The following is an 18,538-nucleotide window of genomic DNA, read 5'->3' as shown; positions in this document are numbered from 1 at the left end:
GAAGCTGTGCTCATGACCAACACGTTCACCATGAAGACCTGGGACGAGAAGATCGTCGACGGCCCCGAGGACGGCCCGCGCTTCGCCCACGCGCACTGCACGTTCGACTACCAGGGGCTCATCGAGGGCAGCTCGGTGTGCGACTACCTGCTGTACTACCCGGGCGAGGGCCCCGCGCCGGGCTTCGAGCGGATCACCGGCAGCGTCGACGGCCGGAAGGGCAGTTTCGTCATCCGGCACGAGGTAGGTTATTCGGCACACGGTGTCCGCGGGACGTTCACGGTCGTGCCGGGTTCCGGCACCGGCGAACTGACGGGCCTGAGCGGCGTCGGGACGATCGAGGGAGCGAGCGAGACGATGTCCTACACCTTCGCCTACCAGCTGTGATCGTCGACCGGGAGCAGGTGCTCGCCTACCGGATCGCCGCGCAGGGCCTGCACCGCACGGAGGCCGAAGCCGACCGCCTGGCCGTGTTCGACCTCGGCGTGCAGAGCACGCAGCGGGACACGGCCGCGATCGCACTGGCCGCGCGGCTCGACGGCGAGCTCACCGAAGAGTCCCTTGTGGACGATGACCGGTTCGCCCTCGCCTGGACACACCGCGGTGCGCCGCACTTCCACCGGGCCGACGAACTGCCGACGGTCGCGGCTTCGCTCGTACCGCTGGAGGAGGCCGACGCGATGGCCCGCATGGGCTGGCAGCGGCGGCAGGTCGAGGCGGCGGGCAGGTCCGCGACGGACGGGCTGTTCGAGGCCGCCCGTGCGATGCGGCGGGTGGTGGACCGGCCGATGAGCAAGGGCGCGGTGAGCACCGAGGTCACCAAGCTCGTGGCACCCGGGCTGTCGTACCCGTGCCGCGGCTGCGGGACCACGCACATCCTGGAGCAGGTCATGCGCCTGGCCGCGATCCACGGCGGGGTGGGGCTGGAGGCGGGCGTGTTCCCGGCGGTGCTCGCGCCCTTCGAGTACCGCCCGCGCACGGAACCGGATGCCGCCGCGGCGGCCGGCGTCGTCGCGAACTACCTGCGCCTGCACGGCCCGGCGACCGCGGCTGACGCTGCCGGGTTCGTCGGGACCACGGCGACGCTGGTGAAGAAGCGGATGTGGCCCGGGGACCTGGTGGAGGTCCGGTTCGAGGGGCGGAAGACGTTCATCGCGGCGGCCGACGCCGACCTGCTGGCCGACCCGCCCGAACCCGCGGTGGTGCGGCTCCTGCCGCCGTGGGACCCGTTCCTCCAGTCCCGTGACCGGGCGACGCTCGTGCCGGACAAGGCGCGGCAGAAGGAAGTGTGGAAGATCCTCGGCAACCCGGGCGCGCTCCTCGCGGACGGCGAGATCGCGGGGACGTGGCGCACCAAGGGCAGCGGCCGCAAGCGGCTGGACTTCACGATCACGCCGTTCGCCCCGCTGCCCGCCGCCACGCGGAAGGCCGTCGAGGAGGAAGCCGCCAGGGTGGCGCAGGTCCGCGGGTTCGCGGACCTGCGCCTGACCTGGAGCTAGCGGACGCTACGCCGGCGGCGGCGCAACGCGAAACCGCCACCGGCGAGGGCGAACGCCCCCGCCGCCATCGGCGCCGCGAACATCGGCACCACCTGGGTCACCACGGTGTTCGAGTTGTCGTTGGCCGGGTTCGGGTCCTCCTCGTTACCGCGCACGTTCGCCGTGTTGTACAGGGTCTCGACAGTGCCGTCGGCGGTGCCGGAGACGGTGATCGTCGTGCTGTCGCCGACACCCAGCGTGCCGCCGGTGCAGGTCAGCACCATGTTCGCCACCGAGCAGCCGGGCGAGCTGGTGGTCACGTTCGTCAGGCCCGCCGGGATCGAGTCCGTCACGGTGTAACCGGTCGACGTGCCCGGACCGTTGTTCAGCACGGTCAGCGTGTAGGTGACGGTCTCGCCGTTGTTCACCTGCTCAGGACCATCCTTGATGATCCCGAGATCGGTCGGCTGCGCGACGCAGGAGGTGGCGTCGTTCCCGCCCGACGCGGGCCCGGTCTGCGTGGAGATCACGCGGAACGTCGGACTCGCGGAGGCCGGGTTGGTCACCTCGATCCGGTACAGCGTGCCGTTGTTGTTGTACATGCCGAGGTCGCCGTTGCCGTAGGCGAACGCGCCACCGTAGGTCCCGACGGGCAGACCGGCGTTGAAGTTCTCGACGGCGCCGGTGTTCGGGTTGATCCGCACGATGGAGCCATTGGCTTGCGAGGTCCCCCACAGGTACCCGTCTGCGAACACGAAGTCGGATACCTTCGGGTTGGCGCTGAGGTCGATGCGCCGGACGACGCTGTTCGTCACCGGGTTGATGACCCAGATGTAGGGGGCTTCGGAAGTCGCGACGTACAAGAGCCCCGCATCATCGAACGCGCCGATGTTGTACCCGGCGACCGTCACGCCGCCTACTGTGGAACCGGGAGCGGGCAGGCCGGTCGGCGGGCCGAAACCGGTCGCCGTGCCGTCCGAATCGATGCGCCACAGCCCGCCGTTGTCGAAGCGAATACCCCAGAGGTAGTTGTCGACTGGGTTGTAACCGATCGCGTTGTAATTGCCCGGCGCCGGAGCACCGACCGGGCTGAAGGTGATGTTGCCCTCGCCGAAGGTGCCCGAATAGAGCTGCCCCTGGGTGTTGTTGTTCACCCCCTGTGCCAGGAAAACCTGGCCCGTGCAGACGAACGGCGCGGCCGACGCCGTACCCGCGCCGGTGAACACCAGCCCGCCCGCCACCGCGGACGCGGCCAGGGTCAGCATCCCGGCGCGCTTCAACTGTTGAACGACCACTGATCTTCCTTCCGGTGGACGGAACTCGTCACCGGGAGGAGGGGCGGTCACGGGCGGACATGTCGCGACCTCCCCCTGTTGCGGTAGGTCAGACGGGGAAGAGCAGCGAAAGGGTCACCTCGCGGTTGACCCGCACGTGCTCCAGCGCGCACGCTCTGGCTCGCTCCGCGTCGCCCGACGCGATGGCTTCGTACAGCCTGCGGTGCTCGGCCAGCAGGTCCTCCCAGTGCTCGTTCTGGCCGGTCAGCCACGCGAGGCGGCCTTCGAGCGGCTGCATGAGCGTGGACAGCAACCGGTGGTCGGCGACGGCGAGGATCTCGTCGTGGAAGCGGTTGTTCGCCTCGGTGATCCGGCTGCCCTGCCCGCTCCGGGTCGCCGCCGCGGCCTCGTCCAGTATCGCCTCCAGCCGGGCCCGCCCCGCTTCGCCCGCGCGTTCGGCGGCCAGGCCGGCGGCCAGCACCTCCAGCGCCTCCCGCACGTCGAACAGCTCCTCGACGTCCACTCTGGACAGTTGACGCACGACGACGCGGCGTGGTGACGGGGTTTCCAGGAACCCCTCCGACTCCAGCGCGCGGATCGCCTCGCGCACCGGCAGGCGGGACACGCCGAGGTCCTCGGCGAGGTCGCGCTCCACGAGCCGGTCGCCGGGCTTCAGCCGCCCGGTGATGATCCGGTCACGCAGCTCGTCGACCACCCGCTGCCGTACCGCGGCCAGTGGCTTCACGCCGGCTTCGGTCACGCCGGACCACCCGTCCGGATCGGAAACATGAACGCAACCCGCCTCTCCCTTGACGCCCGGCCGCCAGTGTACGACCTTTGGTATACCAAAGTTTGGTATCCCAAACCGCTGGAGGCGCTCGTGACCGCCGTCGACCTCACGTCCGAAGCCCCGCCCGACTCCCGCCTCTACAACGAGGACCTCGCCCCCGCCAAGGAGCGGAAGTGGAAGGTCTACGACATCTTCGCGCTGTGGATGTCCGACGTGCACAACCTCGGCAACTACACGTTCGCGGCCGGGCTGTTCGTGCTCGGCCTGTCGGCGTGGCAGGTGTTCACGGCCCTGCTGTTCGGGTTCGTGATCATCTACGTCGGGATGAACCTGATGGGCCGCGTCGGGCAGCGCACCGGCGTGCCGTTCCCCGTCGTCGCGCGGATCAGCTTCGGCACCGCCGGGGCGAACCTGCCCGCGCTGATCAGGGCCGTCATCGCGATCTTCTGGTACGGCATCCAGACCTACCTCGCCTCGGTCGCGATCACGGTGCTCGTGCTGGCCATCGACCCGGGGCTGAAACCGCTTACCGAGCACGGCTTCCTCGGTCTGCACGCGCTCGGCTGGATCTGCTTCGTCGCGCTGTGGGCGGTGCAGGCGCTGATCCTGACGCGCGGCATGGAGTCGGTGCGGAAGTTCCAGGACTGGTGCGGGCCGGCGATCTGGGTCGTGATGATCGCGCTCGCGGTGTGGATTCTGGCGGCGGGGAACTGGAGCATCTCGTTCACGGAAAGCCCGAAAGCGCTTTCCACCGGTGAGCAGGTGCGGCAGTGGTTCGGCGCGGCCGGGCTGATCCTTGCGACCTACGGGACGCTGATGCTCAACTTCTGCGACTTCTCTCGGTTCACGCCCGACCAGAGGACGGTACGGCGCGGCAACTTCTGGGGCCTGCCGATCAACTCGACCGCGTTCGCGCTGCTGTCGGTGATCGTCACGGCGGGCAGCCTGAAGGTGTTCGGCGAGGCCATCACCGATCCCGCGGAGCTGCTGGCGAAGGTGCACAACACGCCGGTGCTGATCGTCGGCGCGCTGACGTTCGCCGTGGCGACGATGGGCGTCAACATCGTCGCGAACTTCGTCTCTCCCGCCTACGACCTCGCCAACATCTGGCCGAAGCGGATCAACTTCCGGACCGGCGGGATGATCAGCGCGGTGTTCGCGCTGTGCGTGCTGCCGTGGAAGCTGTACTCCTCCCCCGCGGTCGTGAACTACTTCCTCGGCGGGCTCGGCGCTTTCCTCGGGCCGCTGTTCGGGATCATGATCATCGACTACTACCTGGTCAAACGCGGCAAGGTGGACGTGGCGGCGCTGTTCGACCCGGCCGCGGGATCGCCGTACCACTACCGGCGCGGGGTCAACCCGCGGGCGCTCGGGGTGTTCGTGCCGACGGCGGCGCTGACCGCGGTGATCGCGCTGGTGCCCGTCTTCGAACCGGCGGCGCCGTACTCGTGGTTCATCGGTACCGCGGTGTCGGCGCTGGCGTACTGGGCGGTGTCGCGGAAGTGACGAGGATCCTGGTGACCAACTGCAACACCACCGAGGCGATGACGAAGGAGATCGAGGCCGGGGCGCGCGCGGCGGCGAGCCCCGGCACGGAGATCGTCGCGTTGACGCCGGCGTGGGGGCCGGAGTCCGCGGAGGGGTGGCTGGACAGCTTCCTCTCCGCCGCCGCGGTGCTGGACCTGTTGCGCACCACGGAGGAGACGTTCGACGCGGTCGTACTCGCCGGGTTCGGGGAACACGGCCGCGAGGGTGCGCGGGAGTTGCTGGACGTGCCGGTCGTGGACATCACCGAAGCCGCGGCACACCTCGCGTGCCTGCTTGGACGGCGGTACGGCGTGGTGACCACTTTGGACAGAACGTGCGGGTTGATCGAGGACAGCCTACACGGCGCCGGGGTGGCCGCGCACTGCGTCGGCGTCGTGGGCTCGGGGCTCGGGGTGCTGGAACTCGCCGACGAGGTGCGCACGGCGTCGGCGCTGGTGACGGCGGCGCGGCGGGTGCGGGACCGGGGTGCGGAGGTGGTGGTGCTGGGCTGCGCCGGGATGACCGGGCTGGACCGGCGGATCAGCGCGGAGCTGGGAATCCCGGTGATCGACGGCGTCGCCGCGGCCGTGCGGCTCGCGGAATCGCTGGTGGCGCTGGGCCTGCGGACGAGCCGCGTGGGCTATCCGAAGCCGCTGCCGAAGTCGCGGCGCTGGGGACGGTGACGACTGACCGCCCGAGCCCCCGAGCGGCTCGAGCGGTCAGCCTCGCGAACGGTGGGCTCAGGGCTCACCGAAGCCGGATCCGCGGGCAGGCGCCGTGGCGGATCAGGTCGAATCGCCGGACTGGCCCTGGTCGGTACCGTCCTGCTGCCCCGGGAAACCGCCCATCCCGCCGGGGCCGTAGCCGCTCCCACCGGGGCCGAACTGGCTCGTGTCCGGCACGGTGCCGGAGTCGGAACCGGTCGTGTGCCCGATCACGAAACCCACGCTGCCGCCGACGACGAGCGCCGCCGCCGCGAGGATCGCCGCGAGGCCCGCCGAGAGCCGGTTCGGGGGTTTCGGTGGCACGGGCCAGGAGTAGGCGGGTGGGGCGGGCGCCGCCGTGGGGGCTGCGGTCGTCGCGGCCGCCCCACCCTGTCCGGGAGGCGCCGAGCCGGGCTGTCCGGGAAGCGCCGCCTCACGGCCCTGTCCCGGCAACGCCGCCACCCCACCCCGTCCGGGAGGCGCCGAGCCGGGCTGTCCCGAGAACGCCCCACCGCCCTGTCCGGGAGACGCCATGGCGGGCTGTCCGGGAAGCGCCGCCGCACGGCCCTGTCCCGAGAGCGCCGTCGCGGCCGCCCCACCCTGTCCGGGAGGCGCCGCCCCACCGCCCCGTCCAGGAAGCGCCGAGCCGGGCTGCCCCGGGAACGCCGCCACCCCACCCCGTCCGGGAAGCGGCTGCCCGCCGCGGGTGTCCGGCTGCGCGGAGTCGTGCGTCATCGGGGCCCCTCTTCGCGGAAGTCCGGTTGCTGACGAGATCCACTCTCATCCCGGCGCCTGGGAAACCCGTGTGCGGAACCTACGAGTCAGCTGTGAAACTCACGCCGCCACCGACCGGGCCACCGCCTGCCGGTACCGCCGCACGACCAGGTCCACCACGCCCGCGTGCACGCCCAGCGGCTCGGCCACCACATCCGCCCCCGCCGCCGAGAGCCGCCGCTGGAACAACCCGGGCGCCAGCAGCCACGAAGCGACCGCCACCCGCCCGGAGCACGACGCGACCGCCTCCGCCACCGACGGGCTCGCCGTCGCCGCGTACCCGATCCGTACGCGGGTGTCCAAAAGGGACGAAAGCGCCCGAGCCGCCGCCCGCACCTCCGCCAGGGCCCGGGGATCGCTCGACCCCGCCGCCGCCAGCACCACCGCGTCCCCGCGCCGGTACCCCGCCGACACGAGCCGGTCACGCACCGCGAGAACCAGCTCCGGCGCGGGCCCGAACGCAGGGGTCAGCACGACGTCCGGGTGCCCGCTGGCCTCGATCTGCGCCGGGATGTCCACGCGCACGTGGTACCCCGAAGCCAGGAACGCGGGCACCACCACGGCCGGACCTCGCACCGAACGCAAAACCGTCGTCACGTCGGGCTCCCGAACGTCGGCATAAGCCACGCGAACCGGCACACCCGTCGCCGAAGACACCCGCGCCGCCAGCCGCGTGATCACGCGCGGCCCCGCCGGGTCCCTGGTGCCGTGGGCGGCGAGCACGATCATCGTTCCACCGCCAGCCGGTAACCCCGCTTCACCACGGTCTGCACGAGCCGTCCCTCTCCCAACGCGGTCCGCAACCGCCCGATCGCCGTCTCCACCGCGTGTTCCTCGCCGCCGCCGGGCAACGCCGCCGTCAGCTCCCGCCGCGACACCACCCGTCCCGGTTCCCGCGCCAGCGCCCGCAGCACCGCCATCGGCGCCGGCGGGATCTCACACAGCTGACCGTCCACAATGGCCGCCTGTCCGCGCAGCTCGATCTGCCGCCCCGCCGCGCACAGCCGCGGCGACCGCTCAGTCAGCGCCTGCGCGACCGTCCGCGCCAGCGCCCCGATCCGGGCGCGGTCCGGCTGGACGGTCGGAATTCCCAGCGCCGCCAGCGGTGCCGCCGTGATCGGGCCGACGCACGCCACCAGCACGCGGTGCGTCAACGCGTTGACCAGCGCCGCGTGCCGTCCCGTCCGCTTGGCCACCGCCAGCATGCTCGCCGCGGCGGGTGCGCTGGTGAACGGCATCGCGTCGATCGCGCCGTCGAGCACCGCGTCCAGCAGCCGGTCGAGCGGGCCGGGATCGGCGGGCCCCACCCACCGGTACACCGGCACCTCGATCACCTCGGCGCCCGCCGAACGCAGCGAGTCGACGAAGTACGGCAACGGCTCGCCGTGCAGCTGCACCGCGACCCGCTTGCCCGCCACCCCGGTGTCCAGGAGGTGCTGCAACAGCTCGGCGTTGCTCTCCGATGCCGGGGAGTACTGCTCCGACAGCCCCGCCGCGCGGATCGCGCCACGCGCCTTCGGGCCGCGCGCCAGCAGTGTCGCCTTGCTCAGCCGGTTCAGCAGCTCCTCGCCAAGGCCCCAGCCCTCCGCCGCCTCGATCCAGCCGCGGAAGCCGATGCCGGTGGTCGCGACGACGACGTCCACCTGCTCCTCCAGCAGCCCGGCCGTCGCGGCGTGCAGCTCGGTGTCGTCGGCGAGCGGCACGATCCGGATCGCCGGGCCGTACCGCACCGTCGCGCCCTTGCGCACGAGCAGCGCGCCCAGCTCGTCGGCGCGGCGGGCGGCGGTGATGCCCACCGCGAACCCGGCGAGCGGCGGGATCTGAGTCATGGGCAAACGTGCACCACACCGTCCACGACCTGCACCTCGTAGGTGCGGATGACGACCGAGTCGTCGTCGAGGCACACCCCGGTGCGCAGGTCGAACCGCTGCTTCAGCAACGGCGAGGCCACGAACGGCACTCCCCCGCTCTCCCCGACCAGCCCGCGCGAGAGCACCGCGGCCCGCGCGAACGGGTCGATGTTGGACAGCCCGTACAGCTCGCCCTCCGCCGTCAGGAAGATCGCCACCTGCCTGCCGTCGGGCAGCAGCGCGGCGACCCCGCGGCCGGGGATCAGCCTCGCCAGGTCGCACACGGCCACCGTGCGGGTCTGCATCGTGGTCATCGGGACACCACCTCCGGAACTCCCAGCAGGACGGGCACCTTCTGCTCGCGCTCGGTGCTGAACGAGATCGTCGGGTCCGGCGCGCCGGGCGCGTTCACGAACGACGTGAACCGCGCCAGCTTGTCCGGGTCCTCCAGCACGCCGCGCCACTCGTCGGCGTAGTTCTCCACGTGCTTGGCCATCGCCGCGTCGAGCTCCTCGCAGATGCCGAGCTTGTCGTCCACGATGACCTCACGCAGGTGGTCGAGCCCGCCCTCCATCTCCTCGATCCAGGGCGCCGTCCGCTGGAGGCGGTCCGCGGTGCGGACGTAGAACATGAGGAACCGGTCGATGTAGCGGATCAGCGACTCGGAGTCCACATCGGACACCAGCAGCTCGGCGTGCCGGGGGAAGGTGCCGCCGTTGCCGCCGACGTAGAGGTTCCAGCCCTTCTCCGTCGCGATCACGCCGAAGTCCTTGCCGCGCGCCTCCGCGCACTCACGTGCGCAGCCCGAGACCCCCGCCTTGAGCTTGTGCGGCGAGCGCAGCCCGCGGTACCGCAGCTCCAGCTCGACGGCCATGCCCACGCTGTCCTGCACGCCGTAGCGGCACCACGTGGAGCCCACGCACGACTTGACGGTCCGCAGCGCCTTGCCGTACGCGTGCCCGGACTCCATGCCCGCGTCCACGAGCCGCTTCCAGATGTGCGGCAGCTGGTCCACGGTCGCGCCGAACAGGTCGATGCGCTGTGCGCCGGTGATCTTGGTGTACAGCCCGAACTCGTCCGCGACCTCGGCGATCACCTTGAGCTTCGCCGGGGTGATCTCGCCGCCGGGCACGCGGGGCACCACCGAGTAGGTGCCGTCGCGTTCGGTGGTCCCGATCGTCGCGAGGATCGAGGCGACCGCCGGCTTGCAGATCGCGCAGCCAGCGCCGGTGCCGTGCTTGGCGATGAGCTCGCCGAACGTGGTGATCCGGGTGGCCTTGATGATCTCGAACAGCTCACGCCGCGAGTACGCGAAGTGCTCGCACACCGCCTTCGACTGCACCACACCGCACGCGTCGAGCAGCTTCGACAGCATCGGCACGCACGAGCCGCACGTCGTGCCCGCCCGCGTGCAGCCCTTGATGGCGGCGACGCTGTCACAGCCCTGCGTGCGGATGGCCTCGGTGATCATGCCCTTCGTCACGTTGTTGCAGGAGCAGATCCCGGCCTCGTCCGGCAGCGCGTCCACGCCGACCGCACCCGAAGCGCCCTCCGGCGCGAGCATCGCGGCCGGGTCGGCGGGCAGCGGGCTGCCGACGAGCGGGCGCAGCAGGTTGTACGAACTCGCGTCGCCGACCAGCACGCCGCCGAGCAGCGTTCCCTCGGGTGACACGACGAGTTTCTTGTAGTAGCCCGAAACCGCGTCGGCGAGCACGACCTCCAGCGCGCCCTCGGTGGCGGCGTGGGCGTCGCCGAAGCTCGCCACGTCCACGCCCATCAGCTTCAGCTTGGTCGACATGTCGGCGCCGGGGAACTCGCCGTCCTTGCCCAGCAGCTGCCCCGCCACGATCTCCGCCATCGTGTAGCCGGGCGCGACGAGCCCGTAGCAGCGGCCGCCGACCGCCGCGCACTCGCCGATCGCCCAGATCGACGGATCGCTGGTGCGGCAGGAGGAATCGACCAGCACGCCGCCGCGCTCACCCACCGCGAGCCCGGCTTCACGAGCCAGGTCGTCACGCGGGCGGACACCGGCGGAGAACACGATCAGGTCGAGGTCCAGCTCGGTGCCGTTGGTCAGGCTCGCGGTCAGCCGGTCCCCGTCCTGCTCGATCTTCGCCGCGGACGTTCCCGTGTGGACGGTCAGGTCGAGTTCGGTGACCAGCTTGCGCAGCAGGCTGCCGCCACCCTCGTCGACCTGGAGCGGCATCAGCCGCGGCGCCATCTCCACCACGTGCGGCGAGAGACCCATGTCCCGCAACGCCTTCGCCGCCTCCAGGCCCAGCAGCCCGCCGCCGACCACCATCGCGGCCGCGCGGCCGCGCTTGCGGGCCTTGGCACTGTCCACGGCCGCGCGGATCGCGTCGAGGTCCTCGATCGTCCGGTAGACGAAGCAGCCGGGCAGGTCGCGCCCCGGCACCGGCGGGACGAACGGCCGGGACCCGGTGGCGAGCACGAGCGCATCGTAGTGCTCGGTGTGCCCGCCCGCGGTGGTGACCGTGCGGGCCTCCCGGTCGATGCTCGCCACCGGGTCGCCCAGGCGCAGTTCGACCCCGGTGTGCGGGCCGAGGTCCAGCGCCTGCGCGTCCCAGCCGTCCACATAGGACGTCAGCGCGACCCGGTCGTACGCCGGGCGCGGCTCTTCGCCGAGCACGACGATCCGCCACTGCCCCTCGGTGTCCGCCGCCCGCAGCTCCTCGACGAGCCGGTGGCCCACCATGCCGTGGCCGGCGACGACCAGTGTGCGCGTCATATCCGTTCCTCCTTGCAGCTTCAGACCCGGGATCCGGCCAGTGCCAGCTGGTTGTCGCCGACCTCGGACCGGCGCAGGTACACCGCCCAGGTCACGACGAAGCAGATCCCGTAGAACACGAGGAACCCGACGAAGGCGGGCACCCCGCTGCCGGTGTTCATGAACGACTGCCGGAACGCCAGGTTGATGAACAACCCGCCCAGCGCGCCGATCGCCCCGGCGAGCCCGATCAGGGCACCCGACAGCTTGCGGGCGTTGAGCAGCTCGGCCGTCTCGTCGGCACCCGCGGCGATCGCGGCCTTCGCCTTGGCGCGGAAGATCGCGGGAATCATCTTGTAGGTCGAGCCGTTCCCGATCCCGGTCAGCACGAACAACACGATGAAGGCCGCGGTGAACAACGCCAGCGACTTCGCGTTCGACGCGATGATCAGCAGCACCGTCAGCGCCGCCATGCCGACGAAGTTCCAGAACGTGATCCGGCCACCGCCGATGCGGTCGGACAGCCAGCCGCCGACCGGCCGCGACAGCGAGCCGAGCAGCGGGCCCAGGAACGTCACCGCGGCGGCCTGCAGCGGGGTGCGGCCGAACTGGTTCTGCAGCACCAGCCCGAAGGCGAAGCTGTAGCCGATGAACGAGCCGAACGTGCCGATGTAGAGGAAGGACATGACCCAGGTGTGGGACTCCTTGACCACCTCGCGCATGCCCTTGCCGTCGTTGCGCATCGACGCGATGTTGTCCATGAACAGGTACGCGCACAGCGCGGCGATCACGATCAGCGGCAGGTAGACGAACAACACGAGCCGCGGGGCGTTGTTGCCGGCGGTGGCGATCACCAGCAGGCCGATCAGCTGGATCACGGCGACGCCCAGGTTCCCGCCGCCCGCGTTGAGGCCCAGCGCCATGCCCTTGGCCTTCTCGGGGAAGAACGCGTTGATGTTCGCCATCGAGGACGCGAAGTTCCCGCCGCCGACGCCGCCGAGCGCGGCGACGAGCAGGAACACCCACAGCGGCGTGCCCGGCTCGATCACGATCGCCGCGGCGATGCTCGGGATCAGCAGCAGCAACGCGCTCACGACCGTCCAATTACGACCGCCGAACTTCGCCACGGCGAAGGTGTAGGGCAGCCGCGCGATCGCGCCGACGAGCGTCGGGGTCGAGGTCAGCAGGAACTTGTCACCCGCCGAGAACCCGTACTTCGGGCCCATGAACAGCACCATCACCGACCACAGGCTCCAGATGGAGAACCCGATGTGCTCGGAGAAGATGGAGAACCACAGGTTGCGCCTTGCCACCTTCTTCCCGGTGGTGGCCCAGAACGTGTCGTCTTCCGGCGTCCAGTGTTCGATCCACCGGCGGCCGCGGGTCGCAGTCGTCATTTCTTCGGCTCCTGTCAGGAAGTGGTCGCCAGCCAGTCGGCGATGCCGCACACGGCGTCGCGGCAGCTGCCGCAGCCGGTGGTCGCCCTGGTCGCGGAGGCCAGCTCGGTCACGTCGGTCGCGCCCGCGCGGAACGCCTCGACGAGCCGGCCCTTGGTCACGGAGTTGCACCGGCACACCACGGCGGCGGCGGGCAGGTCCGCCGGCCCCGCCGCAGCGGGCGCGCCCGAGGGCAGCGCCCGGCCGAGCAGGACGGCGAGGCGATCGGCGGGCACGGGCACGCCGCGGTCGTAGAGCTGGGTGATGGTGGCGGCGGCGTCGGGTGCGCCGAGGAGGATCGCTCCGGTGACGCGGTCTTCGCGGATCACGAGTTTCGTGTAACGCCCGCCGGTCGGGTCGGTCAGGGACAGCACTTCCGCGTCGGTGTCGTGCACGTCGGTGTGCGCGTCGCCGAGCGCGGTCAGGTCGATGCCGCGGGCCTTGAGCTTGGTGACCACCTGCGTGCCGCGGTAGCGCGCGGCGACGCTGGTGCCGGTGAGCAGGTCGGCGAGCACCGCCGCCTGCTGCCACGCGGGTTCCACCAGCCCGGACACCGTGCCCGGGTGCTGGGCGCAGTCGCCGATGGCGTACACGCGCCCGTCACTGGTGCGCAGGGAGTCGTCGACGACCACCCCGCGATCGACGGTCAGCCCGGCGTCCCGGGCCAGTCCGGTCTCCGCCCGCACCCCGGCGGAGACCACGACGAGATCGGCGGCGACCTTGCTGCCGTCGTCGAGTTTGAGGCCGCTGCCCGGCAGGTACCGAGCGGCGGAGGCGTTGAGGCGGAAGTCGATGCCGTGGGTGCCGAGCAGTCGCGCCAGCACCTGTCCTGCACCCGCGTCGAGCTGCCGCTCCATGACGTGGCCGGCGGGGTGCACGACGGTGACGAGGTTTCCGCGCCCCGCAAGGCCGCGTGCCGCTTCGAGGCCGAGCAGCCCGCCGCCGAGGACAGCCACGGGGGCTCCGGCCTTCGCGACGTCGAGGATGCGCTCGCAGTCCTCCATCGTCCGGAACGTCACCACACCCGGCGCTAGGGTGCCGTCGTCGCGGGTCAGCCCTTCCACCGGCGGCAGCCACGGCTTGCTGCCGGTGGCGAGCACGAGCGCGTCGTAGTCCACAGTGGACCCGTCGTCGAGCGCGACCCGCCGCTGCTCTCGATCGATGCCGGTGGCCCGCACGGAGGTGCGCAGGTCGATCCCGTGGTCCGCGGCCCAGCCGGGTTCGTGCAGCCGCACGAGGTCCGAGTGCATCGTCCCGGCGACGACGGCCGACAGCAGCACCCGGTTGTAGGCGTGGTGCGGCTCCTCGCCGATCACGGTGAGGTGGACGGCTTCGCCTTCCGGGTCGCGGCGGCGGATCTCGTCGGCCAGCCGCGCCCCCGCCATGCCGTACCCGAGGACGACGACCTTGCGCGGGCTCATGCCACCTCCAGCTTCACGGCACAGACCTTGAACTCGGGCATGCGGCTGGTCGGGTCGAGCGCGGGGTTGGTGAGCAGGTTCGCCCGCTGTGCCCCGGCGAAGTGGAACGGCAGGAACACGACGTCCGGCCGCATCGAGGACACGCACCGCACCCGTGCGGTCATCTCCCCGCGCCGCGACGCCAACCGCGCCCACTCGCCTTCGCTCAGCCCGCACCGGGCGGCGGTGTCGGGATGCACTTCCACGTAGGCCTCGGGGACGACGTCGTTGAGTTCGCTCACCAGCCGCGTCTGCGCGCCGGACTGGTAGTGCTGCAGGACACGTCCGGTGGTGAGCTGCAACGGGAACTCCTCGTCCGTCGGTTCGGCGGGCCCGCGGTGCTCGACGGGCACGAACCGCGCCCGCCCGTCCGCGTGCGCGAACCGGTCGAGGAACACGCGCGGGGTGCCCTCGTGCTCCTCCGCGGGAACGGGCCAGTACAACGCTTCCCCCGCCCGCAAGCGGTCGTACGTGATGCCGGAGTAGTCGGCGAGGCCGCCCCTCGATGCCTCGCGGAGTTCGGTGAAAACGCTTTCCGCGTCGACCGGGAAGCGCTCCGCGGGCTGCCCCAGCCGCGTCGCGAGCCCTTGCAGCACTTCGAGGTCCGTGCGCACGCCCGCGGGGGGTTCGAGCGCGCGGCGGCGCAGCAGGACCCGGCCTTCGAGGTTGGTCATCGTGCCGCTCTCCTCCGCCCACTGCGTCACCGGCAGCACGACGTCCGCGAGCGCGGCGGTCTCCGACAGCACCAGGTCCGACACGACGAGGAAGTCCAAAGCGGACAGTCGGTCGGCGATGTGCGCCGAGCGCGGCGCGGAGACGACCACGTTGCTGCCGAACACCAGCAGCGCCTTCGGCCCGTCCTCCGTGCCCAGCGCGTCGAGCAGCTCGTACGCCGAGCGACCCGGCCCCGGCAGCGACTCCGCGGGGACACCCCACACCCCCGCGACGTGCTCGCGCGCGGCCGGATCGTCGATCTTGCGGTAACCGGGCAGCTGGTCGGCCTTCTGGCCGTGCTCGCGACCGCCCTGCCCGTTGCCCTGCCCGGTGAGGCAGCCGTACCCGGAGCCGCGGCGGCCGGGCAGACCCAGCGCCAGCGCGAGGTTGATCCAGGCGCTGACCGTGTCCGAACCGCTCGCGTGCTGTTCCGTGCCGCGCGCGGTTAAGATGTAGGCGTTGCGCGCGTTGGCCAGCCGCTCCGCGACGCGGCGCTGGTCGGCGGCCGACACCCCGGTCACCCGCTCGACGCGCTCGGGCCACCAGCGCGCGACGATCCGCCACACGGCGTCGAAACCGCGCGTGCGTTCGTCCACATAGGACCAGTCCACGTGCCCGTCGGCGACGGCGGCGTGCAGGATGCCCAGTGCCAGCGCGAGATCCGTGCCCGGCGCGGGCGCCAGGTGCAGGTTGCCCTGCTCCGCGGTCGGCGTGCGCCGCGGGTCCACCACGACCAGCCCGCCGATCTCCTTGGCGTGCCGCAGGTGCTGCATGAACGGCGGCATCGTCTCGGCCGGGTTCGACCCGACGAGCAGCACCGCGTCGGCCTCGGCGAGGTCGGTGAGCGGGAACGGCAGGCCGCGGTCCAGCCCGAAGGCCTTGTTGCCGGCGGCCGCCGCGGAGGACATGCAGAACCGGCCGTTGTAGTCGACCTGCGAGGTGCCCAGCGCGATCCGGGCGAACTTCCCGAGCAGGTAGGACTTCTCGTTGGTCAGCCCACCGCCGCCGAACACCGCGGCCGCGTCCTTCCCGTGCCGCGCCTGGATTTCGGTCAGGCGGCGGGCGATCAGGTCGAGTGCGTCGTCCCACGCGGCGGGCACGAGTTCGCCGTCGACGCGGACGAGCGGGGTGGTCAGGCGCGCGGGAGACGTGAGCAGCGCACCGGACGTCCAGCCCTTCTGGCACAGGCCGCCGCCGTTGGTCGGGAACTCACGCGGTGCGACTGTGGTGCCGGTCACGGTCATACCGCACTGCAGGGCGCAGTACGGGCAGTGGGTGGCCGTCCCGACCCGCTGTTCCGCCGTCAGCGTCACGTGCACCTCCTCCATCCGACGCCAATTGACGGTAAGAGGGCTTGTTACCTGAAAACGTCCGAATGTTTCAGGCGTTTGACATTGCTCGGGAATCGCGGCGGGTGCGCGGTGAGAAGGCGCTGCTCAGAGGAGTTCGCTGACCGCGGCGGCGGCGACGCGCAGGCCGTCGAGCGCGGAAACCGTGGCACGGGGCCGAAGTGAGTGCGCGGCGAGGCGGAACAACACGGCACGCAGGATCAGCTGCGGCCATTCGGGCAGGTGTGACCACCGTCGCAGGAACTCCGGCGGTGCGCCGCCCCACGCGACGGCGTCCACCGCGGCGACGGCGGCGCCCCACTCGGCGGGACGGAAGTAGGGCTCGAAGTCGACGACGCCGGGTGGGGACGGCCCGTCGAACAACACGGCACCGAACAGGTCTCCGGGGACGACCTGGTCCGGCAGCCGCACGGGTCTTCGCGCGACGGCGAGCACCTCGAACCAGCGGCCGCCCCGGTTTTCGTCGACCGGCACGTCCACCTCACCCCACGCCACGCGGTCGGCGATCGCGTCGGGGTCCTGACGGCGCGCGAGGAATTCGGGCCGCGGCAGCCCGGCGGTGGCGTGGGCGAGCTTCAACGCGGCGAGCATCGTCTCGTCGTGCCGGTGCTCCGGTTGCCCCGGCAGGTAGCGGCTGGCCGCCCAGCCACCGATCAGCCAGCGCCCGTCGGTGGTGCGCACGGGCCGCGCGATCCGCAGGTCCGGCACGACGAGCCGGCCAAGGACGTCGGCCAGCCAGACGGCACGGGCCTTGTCCGCCACGGGTTTCAGCACGAGGTCGCCGCAACGCCAGGCGCCGCTGCCGGGAACGCGCTCCAGCTCCCCCTGAGCGCCGAACGCCTTCAGCACGCGCTGCGGCACGGGGGACTCGGACGGCACGACCCCGAGGCTACCTGCGCAAAAAGGAGCCCCGGAAGAGTTTTCCGGGGCTCCTTTCGAGGCGGCTCAGTAAGTCGGCAGACTCGCGTCGCGCCCCGACGCCACCCGCACGAAAAGGGCGCCCCGGGAAGCAGCCTCCCGAAGCGCCCTTCCGCCGCGGCTCAGTACGTCGGCAGGCTCGGGTCGATCTGCTTCGCCCAGGCCAGCACGCCGCCGCCGAGGTGCGTGGCGCATCCCGAGGCCACCTGCACAAAAGGGACGTCCCGGAACCACGTCCCAGGACGCCCCTCCGCTTGAACTCAGCACGTCGGCAGACGCGGGACGCGCCCCGACGCCACCCGCACGAAAAGGGCGCCCCGGGAAGCAGCCTCCCGAAGCGCCCTTCCGCCGCGGCTCAGTACGTCGGCAGGCTCGGGTCGATCTGCTTCGCCCAGGCCAGCACGCCACCGCCGAGGTGCGTGGCGTCCTTGAACCCGGCGCGGTGCAACGCGGCCAGCGCCTCGGCCGAGCGCGCCCCCGACTTGCAGTGCAGCACGATCGGCTTGTCCTGCGGCAGTTCCGCCAGCGCCTCACCCGAGAGGATGCGGTCCTTCGGGATCAGCTTCGCGCCCTTGATGTTCACGATCTCGTACTCGTGCGGCTCGCGGACGTCGATCAGCTCGAACTCCTCACCCGCGTCGAACTTCGCCTTCAGCTCGGCCGGGGTGATGGTGTGGTTGCTCGCCGCGTTCTGCGCCTCGTCCGAAACCACCCCGCAGAACGCCTCGTAGTCGATCAGCTCGGTGATCTTCGGCGTCTCCGGGTCCTTCCGGATCTTGACCTCACGGTAGCGCATCTCCAGCGCGTCATAGCTGATCAGGCGCCCGAGCAGCGGCTCGCCGATACCGGTGATCAGCTTGATCGCCTCGGTGACCATGATCGAACCGATGGAGGCGCACAGCACACCCAGCACGCCACCCTCGGCGCACGAGGGCACCATCCCGGGCGGCGGGGCCTCCGGGTACAGGTCGCGGTAGTTCAGGCCCTTGCCGTTGGGCGCGTTCTCCCAGAACACGCTGACCTGGCCCTCGAAGCGGAAGATCGAGCCCCACACGTACGGCTTGTCGAGGATCACCGCGGCGTCGTTGACGAGGTACCGGGTGGCGAAGTTGTCGGTGCCGTCGAGGATCAGGTCGTACGGCCGGAAGATGTCGAGCGCGTTCTCGGTGGTCAGCTGCTCGGTGTGCAGGATGACGTCGACGAACGGGTTGATCTCGGCGATCGACTCCTTCGCCGAGACGGCCTTCGGCTTGCCCACGTCGGACTGCCCGTGGATCACCTGGCGCTGCAGGTTCGACTCGTCCACCACGTCGAAGTCGATGACGCCGAGGGTGCCGACGCCCGCGGCCGCCAGGTACAGCAGGGCCGGGCTGCCGAGCCCGCCCGCGCCGATGACCAGCACCTTCGCGTTCTTCAGCCGCTTCTGCCCGTCCATCCCGACATCCGGGATGATCAGGTGCCGGCTGTACCGGGCCACCTCTTCCTTGGTGAGCTCGGCGGCCGGCTCGACGAGCGGCGGCAGCGTGCCTGACATCG

The 18,538-nt window shown here is 71.3% G+C and carries 16 protein-coding genes; 4 read left to right on the top strand and 12 right to left on the bottom strand.

The genetic code is table 11. From position 1 onward, the window contains the following. Positions 1 to 12 precede the first annotated feature (12 nt). A complete protein-coding gene (locus tag BMZ92_RS24490; RefSeq protein ID WP_091511885.1) occupies positions 13 to 387 on the top strand; it encodes a DUF3224 domain-containing protein in 375 nt (124 codons plus the stop codon). Further along, the gene (locus BMZ92_RS24485; protein ID WP_091511883.1) at positions 384 to 1,499 is read left to right on the top strand and encodes a winged helix DNA-binding domain-containing protein; all 1,116 of its coding nucleotides are present in this window, start codon (positions 384 to 386) and stop codon (positions 1,497 to 1,499) included. Before BMZ92_RS24490 ends, BMZ92_RS24485 begins: the two co-directional genes overlap by 4 nt. On the opposite strand, the gene BMZ92_RS24480 is transcribed toward BMZ92_RS24485, so the two are convergent. Both BMZ92_RS24480 and BMZ92_RS24475 read right to left on the bottom strand, forming a co-directional pair. Beyond that, positions 1,496 to 2,773 (bottom strand): DUF6923 family protein, encoded by a 1,278-nt coding sequence (locus BMZ92_RS24480; RefSeq protein WP_245783221.1) that lies wholly within the window; start codon positions 2,771 to 2,773, stop codon positions 1,496 to 1,498. The genes BMZ92_RS24485 and BMZ92_RS24480 overlap by 4 nt on opposite strands. An 88-nt stretch (positions 2,774 to 2,861) precedes the next feature. After that, positions 2,862 to 3,512, bottom strand: coding sequence for a GntR family transcriptional regulator (locus BMZ92_RS24475; RefSeq protein ID WP_091511877.1), 651 nt, complete (start codon positions 3,510 to 3,512; stop codon positions 2,862 to 2,864). Positions 3,513 to 3,632: 120 nt separating this feature from the next. Here BMZ92_RS24475 and BMZ92_RS24470 point away from each other — a divergent pair, with 120 nt between their 5' ends. Then, on the top strand, positions 3,633 to 5,048 hold the full coding sequence (locus tag BMZ92_RS24470; RefSeq protein ID WP_245783220.1) for an NCS1 family nucleobase:cation symporter-1: 1,416 nt from the start codon (positions 3,633 to 3,635) through the stop codon (positions 5,046 to 5,048). After that, entirely contained in the window at positions 5,045 to 5,752 is a 708-nt protein-coding gene (locus tag BMZ92_RS24465) for an aspartate/glutamate racemase family protein (RefSeq protein ID WP_281245205.1), read from the top strand. The genes BMZ92_RS24470 and BMZ92_RS24465 overlap by 4 nt, the downstream gene beginning before the upstream one ends. A gap of 102 nt (positions 5,753 to 5,854) precedes the next feature. Here the strand turns inward: BMZ92_RS24465 and BMZ92_RS24460 are convergent, their stop codons facing one another. The 10 genes from BMZ92_RS24460 to moeZ form a co-directional block, all read right to left on the bottom strand. After that, positions 5,855 to 6,097, bottom strand: coding sequence for a hypothetical protein (locus BMZ92_RS24460; RefSeq protein WP_091511875.1), 243 nt, complete (start codon positions 6,095 to 6,097; stop codon positions 5,855 to 5,857). A gap of 510 nt (positions 6,098 to 6,607) precedes the next feature. Then, complete coding sequence (locus BMZ92_RS24450; RefSeq protein WP_091511872.1) at positions 6,608 to 7,276, bottom strand: sirohydrochlorin chelatase; 669 nt, start codon at positions 7,274 to 7,276, stop codon at positions 6,608 to 6,610. Further along, entirely contained in the window at positions 7,273 to 8,376 is a 1,104-nt protein-coding gene (locus BMZ92_RS24445; protein WP_091511869.1) for a uroporphyrinogen-III synthase, read from the bottom strand. The genes BMZ92_RS24450 and BMZ92_RS24445 overlap by 4 nt, the downstream gene beginning before the upstream one ends. After that, positions 8,373 to 8,711, bottom strand: a complete 339-nt coding sequence (nirD, locus tag BMZ92_RS24440) for a nitrite reductase small subunit NirD (RefSeq protein ID WP_091511867.1) — start codon at positions 8,709 to 8,711, stop codon at positions 8,373 to 8,375. The genes BMZ92_RS24445 and nirD overlap by 4 nt, the downstream gene beginning before the upstream one ends. Next, positions 8,708 to 11,146: a nitrite reductase large subunit NirB gene (nirB, locus tag BMZ92_RS24435; RefSeq protein WP_091511864.1), complete on the bottom strand. Its 2,439-nt coding sequence runs from the start codon at positions 11,144 to 11,146 to the stop codon at positions 8,708 to 8,710. The genes nirD and nirB overlap by 4 nt, the downstream gene beginning before the upstream one ends. Positions 11,147 to 11,166: 20 nt before the next feature. Then, positions 11,167 to 12,522: a nitrate/nitrite transporter gene (locus BMZ92_RS24430; RefSeq protein WP_091511862.1), complete on the bottom strand. Its 1,356-nt coding sequence runs from the start codon at positions 12,520 to 12,522 to the stop codon at positions 11,167 to 11,169. A gap of 14 nt (positions 12,523 to 12,536) precedes the next feature. Then, on the bottom strand, positions 12,537 to 13,982 hold the full coding sequence (locus BMZ92_RS24425) for an FAD-dependent oxidoreductase (protein ID WP_091511859.1): 1,446 nt from the start codon (positions 13,980 to 13,982) through the stop codon (positions 12,537 to 12,539). Beyond that, on the bottom strand, positions 13,979 to 16,063 hold the full coding sequence (locus tag BMZ92_RS24420; RefSeq protein ID WP_091511857.1) for a molybdopterin oxidoreductase family protein: 2,085 nt from the start codon (positions 16,061 to 16,063) through the stop codon (positions 13,979 to 13,981). The genes BMZ92_RS24425 and BMZ92_RS24420 overlap by 4 nt, the downstream gene beginning before the upstream one ends. Positions 16,064 to 16,171: 108 nt before the next feature. Then, the gene (locus BMZ92_RS24415; protein ID WP_091511854.1) at positions 16,172 to 16,963 is read right to left on the bottom strand and encodes a TIGR02569 family protein; all 792 of its coding nucleotides are present in this window, start codon (positions 16,961 to 16,963) and stop codon (positions 16,172 to 16,174) included. Positions 16,964 to 17,357: 394 nt separating this feature from the next. Next, entirely contained in the window at positions 17,358 to 18,536 is a 1,179-nt protein-coding gene (moeZ, locus tag BMZ92_RS24410) for an adenylyltransferase/sulfurtransferase MoeZ (RefSeq protein ID WP_091512028.1), read from the bottom strand. Between the last annotated feature and the right edge of the window lie 2 nt (positions 18,537 to 18,538).

It is taken from the genome of Amycolatopsis sacchari, assembly GCF_900114035.1.
In the GTDB taxonomy this organism is placed as follows: domain Bacteria; phylum Actinomycetota; class Actinomycetes; order Mycobacteriales; family Pseudonocardiaceae; genus Amycolatopsis_E; species Amycolatopsis_E sacchari.
This window is presented reverse-complemented; position numbering and strand designations above follow the sequence as displayed.